Source organism: Streptococcus mitis (genome assembly GCF_003942965.1).
GTDB classification, from domain to species: domain Bacteria; phylum Bacillota; class Bacilli; order Lactobacillales; family Streptococcaceae; genus Streptococcus; species Streptococcus mitis_BH.
Map to the genome: position 1 here is coordinate 44,171 of NZ_RJOG01000012.1, position 14,062 is coordinate 58,232.

Genomic DNA, 14,062 nt, shown 5'->3' on the forward strand with positions numbered 1-14,062 from the left:
AAGGAGGTATTTATGACACACTACGTTGCAATTGATATCGGTGGAACAAATATCAAATATGGTTTGATTGACCAAGAAGGACAACTTGTTGAATCGCATGAAATGCCAACTGAGGCGCATAAGGGTGGACCTCATATCTTACAAAAAACCAAAGATATTGTAGCCAGCTATTTAGAAAAAGGCCCAGTAGCAGGAGTTGCTATTTCTTCTGCTGGGATGGTGGATCCTGATAAGGGGGAAATTTTCTATGCTGGCCCTCAGATTCCTAACTATGCAGGAACTCAGTTCAAGAAGGAAATCGAGACTAGCTTTACTATTCCTTGTGAGATTGAAAATGATGTCAACTGTGCAGGTCTTGCTGAAGCGGTATCTGGTTCAGGCAAGGGAGCTAGTGTGACACTTTGCTTGACTATTGGAACCGGTATCGGTGGTTGCTTGATTATGGATGGGAAAGTCTTCCATGGTTTTAGTAATTCAGCCTGCGAAGTTGGTTATATGCATATGCAGGATGGAGATTTCCAAGACTTGGCCTCTACGACAGCCTTGGTGGAGTATGTAGCAGCAGGTCATGGAGATCCAGTTGATCAGTGGAATGGCCGACGCATCTTTAAGGAAGCCACTGAAGGTAACAAGATTTGTATGGCTGGTATTGACCGCATGGTAGACTATCTAGGAAAAGGTCTGGCAAATATTTGCTACGTTGCTAATCCAGAAGTGGTCATTCTCGGTGGCGGTATCATGGGGCAAGAGGCTATCCTCAAACCTAAAATTCGAAAAGCTTTGAAAGATGCTTTGGTACCAAGTCTGGCTGATAAGACGAGATTAGAATTTGCCCATCACCAAAATACAGCAGGTATGTTGGGTGCTTATTATCATTTCAAGACAAAACAATCCTAGTTTGGTTCAACCAAACTAGGATTTTCTAATCAAGTTCCCTTGACTTTCTTTATAATTGTGAGATAATAAATAAAATATATAAAGGAGTTATATAAAATGGCTATAGCAAATTCAAGTAAAATTGTGACCTTCCAAGCTAATAGAGAATTAGTAAATGATGCCATGGAAGTGTTAAAAGAACAAAATCTCTCTCTTTCATCGGCACTCAGATTATTTTTAAAGAATGTTGCCGTAACAAATGAAGTAGATTTACTGAGTGAAGAGGAATTAGAGAAGGAGTATTTGTTTAGACAATTACAAGCAGAAGTTCAAGAAAGTTATGCCAAGATTGAGGCTGGAAATTACTTGACAGATGAGGATGTCGTGACACGCTATGGATTATAAAAGATATAGGATTTTGTATTCTCCTAGAGTGATTGATAGTCTGGATAAAATATATCAGTATATAGCAGAGGAAATCGGTTCTGTAGAGGCTGCGAGACGAAAAGTAGCCAATATTAGAAAAGATATTAATCGGCTAGAAATTTTCCCCCAAGCTGGATTTGATGCCGATGAAAAATTTGGTAAAAAATTAGATCCTCACTATCAAACGCGAGGATTGACCTTGAGTAAGGATTACATCGTATTATATACAATTGTTGAGGATACCGTCAGGCTTTCTTATTTACTCCCTTCAAAAAGTGATTATATGAAATTATTTAAGACTAAATCAAGATACGACTAACTCATAATCTAGAAGAGGTGTGTTTGGTGATGAATAAAAATCCTAGTTTGGCTAAGCCAAACTAGGATTTTCTGATACGTTTTTGTCTACGATAGCCGTTGAGTTTTTTATTTTCCCAATAGCTATTAAAGATTTTTTCCTTACTTTCACGATTGATTTCCAAAAAGTAGGCATAAATCAAATCGATAAAGAAGAGCATAGGAAGTTGAGCGGATATTCGTTGGATGTAGGATGACTGACTGTGGGTGGCTACAAGAACAGTCTCTGTATAGGCCTGGCTATCTTTATTGGGAACACTTGTAAAGAGTGCAGTCTTTGCCCCCATCTCCTTGGCATCTAATAGGCTATCTAAAATAGAAGGAGTTGTGCCAGAAAGTGAGAAACCGAGTACGAGACAATTCTCATCCATAATACTGGTTGTCCAGGCAAAACCGTCTTGATCGGTTAAAGCCTCGCAGACCACACCTAGACGCATGAAGCGTAATTTCATTTCACGAGCTACGAGGCCAGAACTCCCTGTTCCGAAGAAGTAGACACGCTCAGCATCTTCGATTAACTGGGCAATTCGTTCTAGTTGGACTTCGTCAATCAAGTCCTGTGTTTGTTCCCGCATATTGCTATAACTTCTGAGGACTCGTTTTGTCAGTGGACTGTGTTTGTGAGAATGGGTGTCTTGTTTCTCTGCTTGGTGTTGGTATTGGAAAATAAATTCTCGATAACCTGTAAAACCACACTTTTTAGCAAAGCGGGTCAGAGCAGCCTGAGAAATATGTAATTTTTGAGTAACCTGCTGAGAAGATAAATCATCTACAATGGTTTCTGTTTGTAAAAAATAGCGAGCGATTTCTTGCTCTAAATCGGTCATTTCTTCAAAGTGGGAATCAATGATGGTTGCTATATCTGGTTTGTCCATAGAAAGGCTCCTTTAAATGAGTCGTATTGGAAAAAGACTGAGTCATCGAACTTTTACGTTTATTATATCATATAATATAGGGATAGATAAATAAAATCGTATTTTCCCGTAAAAAGGAAAAAAGCTTTTTCCTTTTCCATAATTTTCTTCTCAAATTATGGTACAATTAAGAGTAAGACTTAAAATAGAAATGAGACTGATTTGTATGAGAAAATTTGATAGCCATTCGATTCCGATTCGGCTTAATTTATTGTTTTCGATTGTCATTTTGCTCTTTATGGCCATCATTGGTCGCCTGCTTTATATGCAGGTTTTGAACAAGGATTTTTATGAGACAAAATTAGCATCTGCCAGTAAAACAAAGGTGACTACTAGTTCGGCTCGGGGCGAAATTTATGATGCTAGCGGCAAGCCTTTGGTTAAGAGTACAGCTAAACAAGTGGTTTCTTTTACTAGAAATAATAAGGTGACTGCTAATGATTTGAAAGATATTGCTAAAAAATTATTAGGTTATGTAAACCTTACTTCACTGTATGTTACAGATCGTCAACTTGCAGACTATTATTTGGCAGACCCTGAAATTTACAAACAAACAGTGGAAGCTCTCCCAAAAGATAAACGTCTGAATTCAGATGGTAATCAGTTATCAGAATCAGAACTCTATAACAATGCAGTCGAAAGTATCCAAACAAATCAGTTTAACTACACGGATGACGAAAAGAAAGAAATTTACCTTTTTAGTCAACTCAATGCTGTTGAAAATTTTGCGACAGGAACCATTCTAACGGATGACTTGACAGATACTCAAATTGCTTTAATTGCTTCTTCATCTAAGGAATTACCTGGTATCAGTATTTCAACTTCGTGGGATCGAAAGGTTCTAGAGACTTCTCTTTCGTCTATAGTAGGAAGTGTATCTAGTGAAAAAGCTGGTCTTCCGGCTGAAGAAGCAGATGCTTATATTAAAAAGGGATATTCTCTAAATGATCGGGTTGGCACCTCTTATCTAGAGAAACAATATGAAGAAACTTTGCAAGGAAAACGCTCGGTGAAGGAAATTCATCTAGATAAGTATGGCAATATGGAAAGTGTCGAAAATATCGAAGATGGTACCAAAGGAAATAATATTAAACTGACCATTGATTTGGCCTTCCAAGATAGCGTGGATGCTTTGCTGAAAAGTTATTTCGATTCAGAGTTGGGGAATGGTGGAGCCAAGTATTCAGAAGGTGTCTATGCAGTTGCTCTAAATCCAAAAACAGGTGCTGTTTTGTCTATGTCAGGGATCAAACATGACTTGAAAACGGGAGAGTTAACGCCTGATTCCTTGGGAACGGTAACCAATGTCTTTGTACCCGGTTCGGTTGTTAAGGCTGCAACTATCAGCTCTGGTTGGGAAAATGGAGTCTTATCAGGGAATCAAACCTTAACGGAGCAATCCATTGTTTTCCAAGGTTCATCTCCTATTAATTCTTGGTATACTGCTTTTTCGGGACCAATGCAGATAACGGCGGTTCAAGCTCTGGAGTATTCATCCAATACCTATATGGTCCAAACAGCCTTAGGTCTTATGGGGCAAACTTATCAACCCAATATGTTTGTAGGAACTAGTAATCTAGAATCTGCTATGGGGAAATTACGTTCAACCTTTGGCGAATATGGCTTGGGGGCTGCGACCGGGATTGACCTACCAGATGAATCTACTGGATTTATTCCCAAAGAGTATGATTTTGCCAATTATATTACTAATGCCTTTGGGCAGTTTGATAACTATACCCCAATGCAATTGGCTCAGTATGTAGCAACTATTGCAAATGAAGGTGTTCGTGTGGCTCCTCGTATTGTTGAAGGTATTTATGGCAATAATGATAAGGGTGAATTAGGCAATCTGATTCAGCAGCTTCAACCGATAGAGATGAATAAAGTCAATATATCTGATTCTGATATGAGCATCTTACACCAAGGTTTCTATCAGGTTGCACATGGAACTAGTGGTTTGACAACTGGCCGTGCCTTTTCAAATGGTGCCCTGGTATCGATCAGTGGAAAGACGGGTACAGCCGAGAGTTATGTGGCAGATGGTCAGAAAGCAACTAATACTAATGCGGTCGCCTACGCCCCATCCGATAATCCACAAATTGCTGTTGCAGTAGTCTTTCCTCATAACACAAATTTGTCAAATGGTGTCGGGCCTTCGATCGCGCGTGATATCATCAATCTTTATCAACAATATCATCCAATGAATTAGAAAGGGAATTATGTTATATCCAACACCCATTGCCAAGCTGATTGATAGTTATTCTAAGTTACCAGGTATCGGGATTAAGACGGCTACGCGTCTGGCCTTTTATACAATTGGGATGTCTGATGATGATGTCAATGAATTTGCAAAAAATCTCCTTTCTGCTAAGCGAGAGTTGACCTATTGTTCCATCTGCGGTCGTTTGACAGATGATGACCCTTGCTCCATTTGTACCGATCCGACTCGTGACCAGACAACGATTTTGGTGCTAGAGGATAGTCGTGATGTGGCAGCCATGGAGAATATTCAAGAATATCATGGACTCTATCATGTTCTGCATGGTCTCATTTCTCCTATGAATGGTATCAGTCCGGATGATATTAATCTCAAGAGCCTCATGACTCGTCTTATGGATAGTGAAGTTTCAGAGGTAATCGTAGCAACCAATGCTACAGCAGACGGGGAAGCGACATCTATGTATCTTTCACGTTTGCTCAAGCCAGCTGGTATCAAGGTAACTCGTCTGGCACGAGGTCTCGCTGTCGGAGCAGATATTGAGTATGCAGATGAAGTCACACTCTTACGAGCGATTGAAAATCGAACAGAATTATAATATTTGACAAATAATCACTTTATTAGCTAATAGACTAATTATGATATAAAACAAGGGAGTCACAAAATATTTTTTATGGATTGCTTTTGTTTTTTCACTGTAATTGGATGATTAATGTTAAAAATCTGGAGAGTTCCACGTAGGCTCTCTTTTTTAATTCCTAAAGTTATGAAAATGCGTATTTTTGAATTGAAAAAGTTTTGTAGATTAAAGGATTTTTTGTTTAATGTACGTTTATAATCTTGATATAGAAAATAAGTATTTATTTGTTACTATATTTATTGCTAAAGGAACTTAAAAATGATAAAATGACTATGAATATTAATGGTATTTACTGCTACTATCTGAAAGATAGTCCTCAAAATATTTTAGAAAATAAGAGGGATTTTTTTCTGTACTAGTTTGACCATTAATATCGCTAATAAACAGACTATTTTATGGAGGATATTTGTCAAAAATGAAGGACAAGCAGAAAGATTTTCGAACGGAAAAGTACATTCGTTACGGTATTCGTAAGTATAGTTTCGGTGCAGCATCAGTAGCTATTGCAGCTGGATTGATGTTCCTTGGAAATGGAGCAGTATCAGCTACGGAAGTACAAGGTGCGGAAACTACAGTAGCAGCAACTTCAGCTGAAAAAGATAATCAGAATACTGCAGAAGTAAAACCTGAAGTGAAAGCAGAAGAGGCTAAAAAAGTCAACAAGGCAATACTTGAAGCAAGTATCGCGACTTTAGAATCTAAACTTGCAACTGCAAAATATGCGGATGCTTCAGTAGTGAATTCAGCTAAAGAAGTATTGGCAACAGCTAAAGCAGCTCTTGCAAAGGTAGATGCTAGTCAAGCAGATTTAGATGTACAGGCAGAAACTGTATCATCTTTGAGCACAGTTGTAACTGAGTCAAATAAATTAGGTTTAGAAAAAGAACAAGCTGATAAATATAAGGCAGCAAAGGAAGAAGCAGAAAGAAACGCTACACCAGCTGAAAAAGTACTTTCAGTAGCAACAACAACTCTTACACAAGTATCATCAGAAGCTGAAGTAACCAATCAATTGGCTGAGGCTGAACTTGCTAAGGCTGACGTCAAAGAAGAAAATAAAGCGGCAGTTACAGCAGCAGTTGCTAAAAACCAAGCGGTTCTAACTGAGACTAAGGCTCTTCTAGCTGATAAGAGTGTTACAAAAGAGCAGGTAGATGCACAATTGGAACGTCTTAATGAATCAATCCTTGCAGTCTACAATGAGTTGAAAAATGCAGGAATCGGTCGTGATGGTAAGTTTGCAGTAGCTCTTTCAGCTAATGAAGGGTATACAGCTGCTTCTACAGAACTAAGAAAAGAAAATGGTGAATTCGCTACAGCAACAGGTAAATCTTACAAAGTTTTAGATGGTAACAATAACTATAAAATTTATGTTCATGGATATCAATCAGACAATACAGATGTAGCTGCGGCTAATAGTGGACAAGCAGGGATAAGTGGTCGTACTGATATTCCTTTATCAAAAACAGAAGCTCAGAAACTTGGTCGTGAAGCTGCTCTATGGAAAGGGAAACTTCGTGCTACAGGAAAAACTAATAGGAATACAATATGGGGTGCAGGAGGTGCTTATGAGTATCTAGCTACAGAAATCTATGGTTATACTTATGAGCAAGGAAACCACTATGTATATATCACTGATGCTAAAAAACGTTTCACATTATCACCAGAAGCAGAAGCTGCGGGATATAAAATTAAAGATATCCAACTAAGTAACTTAGTTCCTGGTACAGGATATAATGAAAAAACAGATACTGTAGAAGGATACGTAGCATCTACTCTTCAAAACGGTGTATATGACATGCGCTATATTGTAACTGTAGAGAAAGATGGAGCTACTCAAGAAGTTACTTTCCGTGACTTAACAGCTGGATGGATTGGATGGCAAGACTCAACAGCTCCATTAATTAAAGGTACATCTACAATGGTCACAATTGGAGATGAAGTGAACCATAATATTAAATATGTTGATAACGATGGAATGAGTCGTGATGAAAGAGCTGGTTATGTATACAGAAGTAATGGAGAAAAAGTTGTTGCCGGTTCAAAAACGGCTCCTGGAGGCACGAATGGAGCAACCTTTACTGCAGTTGATGGATCTAAAGTAAATACCCAGAACGGACCACAAACAGTCACAGCCCATACAGCCATAAACGGTAAATTTACGGGAAGTAAAACTCCGATAAATGATGTTGTACCAGGATTAAATTATGATCCAAAAACTGGAGATATTACAGGAACAGCGTCAAAAGCTGGAATTTATACAGCAACTGTTTACGCCAAAGACTATAATAATACAACCAATGCGAAAAATCAGGATTGGAATATGTATGGTCAAGAAGCTCATGAAAATATTACGATTGCAGTAGCACCAAAAGTTACAGTATCTAACGTAGAAGCTTATGCAACAAAAGTTCCTGTAACAGTATCTAATGGTGCTAATAAAGCAGAAATTACGATGCCAGATGGAACAGTTACAAAATTAGTTGTAAAAGACGGTAAATGGACTGTAGCTGCAGGAACTACTAATACAGCTGTAAAAGAAGGAGATCAATTAGGAGATGCTTCAGCAACAGCAGATTCTAAAATTAATATTCCAGTTACTTCAGATTCTACACAATATGTTGGGGTAGATAGTATTGTAGCGAAAGCAACTACTGATAAAGTTCATGCGGACTTACAACGTGAAGTTGTGAAAGTGAAAGATGCAAATAATAAAGAATATACAGCTACATTTAATAGTGCAACTGGTAAATATGCTCTTGCAAATGAAGATGCCTATGTCCTAAAAGACAATGGAGATGGAACTACAACATTAACAGAACGTCGTGTTTATACAGATGCAAAAGCAGATGGTAGTGTGGATTACATCGTTTACGAATTCACTCGCACATGGAATACAACATCTTCAGCAGCTACTTTAACAGAAAAAATTGCTGAAATTCGTAAAAATGGTGAAGTAACAGCAGTAGGAGATATAACTCGTACAGTTACTTCATTACCAAAAGCACAAACAGCTGATACAAAAGGAGTTACTGTTACTGTAACTTATGATTCAGCAACAAACACATGGACTGCTTCTGATGGTTCTACAGTTACTGCTGAAAAATCAAATGCTGGATGGAAGATTTCTACAGATTCAGGATTTAAAGGATATGTAGCATATCGTGAAGCATCAAGTACAGATGTAGCATCTATCCAAAACGACAAACCAGCGGGGACATCAACAAGTTACGCAGATACACAAGGAAACTCTGTAGACTTATTGAAATCACCAAAAGCAAATGTAGCATTTGAAGATAAAATCGATGATGAATCAGATGATGCTCAATCTGAGACAATTAAAACTAAATTAACGGTAACTTCACCAAGTGGAGCGAAAAAAGAATTCAACTTAGCAGAAGCTGAAGAAAAAGCATATATTCAAGCACAACGTGCTGCAGCAGAAAAAACAAAAGCAGCAGCAGAAGCTGTAGCAAATGCTCAAGGTACAGCAAATGAATTAGCTAAACTTCAAGAATTAGTAGACCGTCAAGATAGAATTGTAGAGGATGCACAAAAAGCAGTAGATGATTTACATCTACGTACAATTTCACCAACAGCAGAAGACTTAGCTGAGAAAAAATTAAAAGCAGCAAAAGAACAACAAGCATCACTAAAAGCTGAGTTAGATAAAGCAAAAGCAGCATTACCTGGTGTAGAAGCAAAAGTAAAATCAGCTCGTGATGAAGCTCTTGCAGCTGAAAAAGCTGTAGAAACAGCTCGTGAAGCATTAAAAACAGCAGCTGAGAAAAACTTAGCAAATCCAGAAATTGCAGCATATACTCTAGGTGAGTATGGAAGTTACAAAGTAACAGTAAGAGCTGTTGACTCAAACGGTGTTGTAACAACTCCAACAGTAGGAAAAACAGATTCAGGAGAAGTTACAGAAGACGCAGTTGCAGAAACAACTTACTACATCGTGGTCTCTAAACCTGAAAAATCTTCTGGAGCAGAAGGTCAAGAACAAACTGATTCAATGGAAACAGGATTCAAGACTGGTTTACCAAATAATGCAGAAGTATCTGACTACAAACTAGTTGATCCAGAATCAGGTAAAAAAGTAAGTTCTGTAACTACTGATGAAGGTACTTATGAAATTGATGAAAACACAGGTAAAGTGAACTTCACACCAGCTCCAGGATTTATCGGTACGGCTAAACCATTAACAGTTTCAGCTAATGTAACCTTAACAGGAGATGATGGTCAACCAGTAGTAGTAGAATCTTCAACTACTTACACACCAACTGTATACGGTGTTAAACCATCAAGTGATGAAACTAAAGGAAAACAAGGACAAACACAAGAATCTAAATCAGGAAAAGATCGTTTCTCTGAATTAAACACAGGAACTAACACTCCAGATGGCACAAATGTAGACTGGTCTACAGCTAAGTACTCACTAGAAGGTGCTGATGAAGAAGGTAAAGTTGTAGTAAAGGGCGAAGGAACATACACAATCGATAAAGATGGTAAAGTCACCTTCACACCAGAACCAAGCTTCAAAGGTAAAGCGCAAGGAGTAGAGGTTAAAGTAGCTGTAACAGCAACAGACTCAGAAGGAAATAAAGTTGAAGTTACATCTAGTGGAAACTACACTCCAGAAGTGGAAGAAGTAGAACCAACTGCAGAACCAAAAGAAACAAGTGGAAAACAAGGTAAACCACAAACTCAAGATGCAACGACAATGTTTAAAGAAGGTGACGAATCAGCACCAATCAATAAATCTACAGTGAAACTTGTAGATCCAAATGGTAATGAAGTCACAACAATGCCAGCTCTTAAAGATGGAAAAGAAGTGGGTACTTATACTTTAGATCCAGAAACTGGAGTGATTACATTCCAACCGAATAAAGACTTTACTGGAACACCAGACCCAGCGAAAGTAACAGCTGCAGACAAAAACGGAACAAAAGTAGAAACAACTTATACTCCAACTGTGACTCCAGTAGTACCAGAAGGACAAGATAAAACTACTACAAACCTTCAAGGAAAACCTCAACAAAGTAAAGTAGTCTTTACACCAGGGGACGATGAATTCCCAATCGATGAGAAAGTACCTGCAACATTTGAAGATGGAACGACTACAAAAGTAGTACCAGGAGAAGGGACTTATACAGTAGATCCAGATGGAACAGTTAAATTCCAACCAGAAAAAGACTTCACAGGTGTAGCTAAAGGTGTAACTGTAAAACGTGTTGATACAAACGGAACACCAGCTACTGCGAAATACACACCGATTGTTAAACCAGTAGTACCAGAAGGATTCGATAATGTGACTACAGGAGTGCAAGGTCAAGAGCAAAATGGTAAACCTTACTTCAAACCAGGAAATGAAGCAGTGCCAATCGATTACGATAAACCGGCAACACTACTTGATCCAGAAACGAAGCAACCTGTTCCTTCAAATGAACTTCCAGCGAAAGATCCAGAAGGAAATGTAATTGGTAAGTATACTTTAGATCCAACTACAGGAGTAGTGAAATTCACACCAAAAGATAAAAGTTATGTAGGGCCAGTACAACCAGTAACAGTTCAACGTGTTGATAAAAACAATACACCGGCAACAGCTGATTATACTCCAGTAATCGTAGGGGTTAAACCAACGGCTAAGCCAGCTGAATCAACTGATGTACAAGGTGCAACTCAAAAACAACCAATTACGTTCAAAGGTGGAACTGCAGACTTAGAAGATCCAGCTGGAAACCCAATTAAATCAGATCCAGTTCCGATTAATCCAGGTTCAGTTACATTAGTAGGTGAAAATGGAAAACCAACTGATGAAGTAGTTGTAAAAGATCCAAAAGATCCTAATAAAGTAATCGGTAAGTATACTCTTGTAAAAGAGCCTGGTAAAGATCCAGTTGCAGTATACACACCAGAAGACAAAACATACGTAGGAAAAGTTCCGCCGGTAACTATTCAAGCAGCAGATATGAACGGGACTCCAGTAAGAACTACGTACACACCTAACATTAAACCTGTTAAACCAACAGCAACACCAGCTAAAACAACAGATGTTCAAGGTAAAGCACAAACAGGATTACCAGAATTCAAAGGTGGAACAGTAACGGTTAATGGTGTACCAAAAACTGTTGAGATTGATGAAACAAAAGCTCCAAAACTAATTGATCCAACAACAGGACAACCAACTGATAAAGTTGTAGTAGAAGGAGAAGGAACATACACAATCGAAGATGGAAAAGTTAAATTCCAACCAGAACCACAATTTACAGGAACAGCTACAGGTGTAGAAGTTCAACGTGAAGATACAAACGGAACACCTGTAAAAGCTAAATACACTCCAACGGTAACTCCAGTTAAACCAACAGGAGAAGACGTAACATCAGAAGATGTACAAGGTGTAACTCAAATAGGGACACCAGTATTTAAAGGTGGAGATAAAGAAGTTCCGATTGATGGAACAGTACCTGCCAAATTAATCGATCCAGAAACAGGAAAACCAACTGATGAAGTTGTAGTAGAAGGAGAAGGAACTTATACTATCGACAAAGATGGTAATGTAACATTCACTCCAAATAAAGACTTCACAGGTCAAGCAACAGGAGTAACTGTTCAACGTCAAGATACGAATGGAACAACAGTTCAGGCGAAATATACACCTAAAGTTAAAGGTGTAACACCAACAGCAACACCAGCTAAATCTAAAGATATTCAAGGTAAAACACAAACAGGATTACCAGAATTCAAAGGTGGAACAGTAACGGTTAATGGTGTACCAAAAACTGTTGAGATTGATGAAACAGTAGCACCTAAACTTCTTGATCCAGAAACAGGAGAACCAACTGATGAACCAGTAGTAATTCCTGGAGAAGGAACATACACAATCGAAGATGGTAAAGTTAAATTCCAACCAGAACCACAATTTACTGGAAAAGGAGAAGGTGTAGAAGTTCAACGTGTAGATAAGAATGGAACGCCAGTAACAGCTAAGTATACTCCAAAAGTAGTACCAGTAACACCAACTGGAGAAGATGAAACATCAGTAGGACCTAAAGGTCAAACTCAAAAAGGAACACCAGTATTCAATGGTGGTTCAGTTAAAATCAATGGTAAAGAACAAACTGTTGAAATTGATAAGAATGTACCAGCGAAACTAATCGATCCTAAGACAGGTGATCCAGTTGATTCTGTAACAGTTGAAGGGGAAGGAACATACACAATTGATCCTAAGACTGGAGAAGTAACATTTAAACCAGAACCAGAATTCCTAGGAACAGCTACAGGGGTAACTGTACAACGTGTAGATAAGAACGGAACAGAAGTAACGGCTAAATACACTCCAACAGTAACACCAGTAACAGCGACTGTAGACAAAACTACAGAAGGACCTAAGAATACTCCTCAATCTGAAACTCCAGAGTTCACAGGGGATGTTGATTTAAATGTACCACCAACATTCTCTGATGGATCAACTACTATGGTTGTTGAAGGCGAAGGAACTTATACTATCGATAAAGATGGTAAAGTAACATTCACTCCAGAAAAAGATTACGTAGGAACTGGAGAAGGTGTAACTGTTGTAAGAAAAGATAAAGCAGGAAAAACAATTGCTGCTAAATACACTCCGACAGTCCGTCCAGGAACAGACTTCGTAGATGAAAATGGTAAAGAAATTCCAGGATTCCCAAGTAAAGATGGAGAACATCCAAGTGAGAAAATCCCAGGATATAGATATAAAGAAACAATCACTGATGAGCATGGAAATACTCGTCATATCTATGAACAAGTGAAAACATTCTTCAAGGATAAAGATGGGAATGAAATTCCAAAAGTTCCAACTGAAAAAGGTAAAACACCTAAGAAAGATATCCCAGGCTATCGCTTCGTAGAAACTAAGGAACTTCCAAATGGAGATACAGAACACATCTACGAACAAGTGAAAACATTCTTCAAGGATAAAGATGGAAATCCAATTCCAAATACTCCAACAGAAGAAGGTAAAACACCTAAGAAAGATATCCCAGGCTACCGATTCGTAGAAACGAAACCACTTCCGAACGGAGATGTTGAACATGTTTACGAAAAAGTAACGCCACCAGCTCCAACGCCTTCACCTGTTCCTCAACCAAATCCAGGTAGACAAACTACAACAACTTGGACAGATGAAAAAGGAAATCCATTGAAACCAACTGAACCAGGTTCTAAAGAGCCAGGAACAATTTCAGGTTATGAATATGTGAAGACTGTGACAGATTCAAATGGAAATATCAGACATATCTTCCAAAAAGTTGAGATGCCAACTCCAACCCCAGCTAAACCAGAAGTACCAGCAACTCCAGCGCAGCCAGTACGACTAACAGCAGTTAAGGAAGCTGAAGATAAACATGAATTGCCAAATACTGGTACAGAAGATAATGCTCGCCTTGCAGCACTTGGACTTCTTGGAGTCTTGAGTGGATTTGGTCTTGTAGCTCGTAAGAAGAAAGAAGATTAATTAAAATCTTTCTGATAAGTTTATACATTTATACAGTAGAAAACCAATGATGTAAAAGTCATTGGTTTTTCTGTAATATACAAATATTTTCTAAAAATAGATGTTTTATCATTCGTTAAAAACTGGTAAATATTTAC

7 protein-coding genes are annotated in these 14,062 nt (G+C 38.3%); 6 read left to right on the top strand and 1 reads right to left on the bottom strand.

Features of this window, described 5'->3' with window-relative positions:
* Window positions 1-12 precede the first annotated feature (12 nt).
* The 3 genes from D8837_RS05195 (at window position 13) to D8837_RS05205 (ending at window position 1,621) form a co-directional block, all read left to right on the top strand.
* Window positions 13-897, top strand: a complete 885-nt coding sequence (locus tag D8837_RS05195; protein ID WP_125456404.1) for an ROK family protein — start codon at window positions 13-15, stop codon at window positions 895-897.
* Window positions 898-993: 96 nt separating this feature from the next.
* Window positions 994-1,281 (top strand): hypothetical protein, encoded by a 288-nt coding sequence (locus tag D8837_RS05200; RefSeq protein WP_000951987.1) that lies wholly within the window; start codon window positions 994-996, stop codon window positions 1,279-1,281.
* Window positions 1,271-1,621 (top strand): type II toxin-antitoxin system RelE/ParE family toxin, encoded by a 351-nt coding sequence (locus tag D8837_RS05205; RefSeq protein WP_125456405.1) that lies wholly within the window; start codon window positions 1,271-1,273, stop codon window positions 1,619-1,621. Before D8837_RS05200 ends, D8837_RS05205 begins: the two co-directional genes overlap by 11 nt.
* A gap of 61 nt (window positions 1,622-1,682) precedes the next feature.
* On the opposite strand, the gene D8837_RS05210 is transcribed toward D8837_RS05205, so the two are convergent.
* On the bottom strand, window positions 1,683-2,534 hold the full coding sequence (locus D8837_RS05210; protein ID WP_125456406.1) for a MurR/RpiR family transcriptional regulator: 852 nt from the start codon (window positions 2,532-2,534) through the stop codon (window positions 1,683-1,685).
* Between the two features lie 190 nt (window positions 2,535-2,724).
* On the opposite strand from D8837_RS05210, the gene pbp2b reads away from it, so the two are divergent.
* From pbp2b to D8837_RS05225, 3 genes are all read left to right on the top strand, one after another.
* Entirely contained in the window at window positions 2,725-4,782 is a 2,058-nt protein-coding gene (gene pbp2b / locus D8837_RS05215) for a penicillin-binding protein PBP2B (RefSeq protein WP_125456407.1), read from the top strand.
* A gap of 10 nt (window positions 4,783-4,792) precedes the next feature.
* Window positions 4,793-5,389: a recombination mediator RecR gene (gene recR, locus D8837_RS05220; RefSeq protein WP_000966754.1), complete on the top strand. Its 597-nt coding sequence runs from the start codon at window positions 4,793-4,795 to the stop codon at window positions 5,387-5,389.
* Between the two features lie 457 nt (window positions 5,390-5,846).
* A complete protein-coding gene (locus D8837_RS05225; RefSeq protein WP_125456409.1) occupies window positions 5,847-13,925 on the top strand; it encodes an Ig-like domain-containing protein in 8,079 nt (2,692 codons plus the stop codon).
* Window positions 13,926-14,062: the final 137 nt, after the last annotated feature.

Excerpts from the sequence above, each read along its gene's own strand:
- D8837_RS05200 (WP_000951987.1), top strand. The coding sequence starts at position 994 with ATGGCTATAGCAAATTCAAGTAAAATTGTGACCTTCCAAGCTAATAGA.
- D8837_RS05205 (WP_125456405.1), top strand. The coding sequence starts at position 1,271 with ATGGATTATAAAAGATATAGGATTTTGTATTCTCCTAGAGTGATTGAT.
- D8837_RS05195 (WP_125456404.1), top strand. The coding sequence starts at position 13 with ATGACACACTACGTTGCAATTGATATCGGTGGAACAAATATCAAATAT.
- D8837_RS05225 (WP_125456409.1), top strand. The coding sequence starts at position 5,847 with ATGAAGGACAAGCAGAAAGATTTTCGAACGGAAAAGTACATTCGTTAC.
- pbp2b (WP_125456407.1), top strand. The coding sequence starts at position 2,725 with ATGAGACTGATTTGTATGAGAAAATTTGATAGCCATTCGATTCCGATT.
- recR (WP_000966754.1), top strand. The coding sequence starts at position 4,793 with ATGTTATATCCAACACCCATTGCCAAGCTGATTGATAGTTATTCTAAG.
- D8837_RS05210 (WP_125456406.1), bottom strand. The coding sequence starts at position 2,534 with ATGGACAAACCAGATATAGCAACCATCATTGATTCCCACTTTGAAGAA.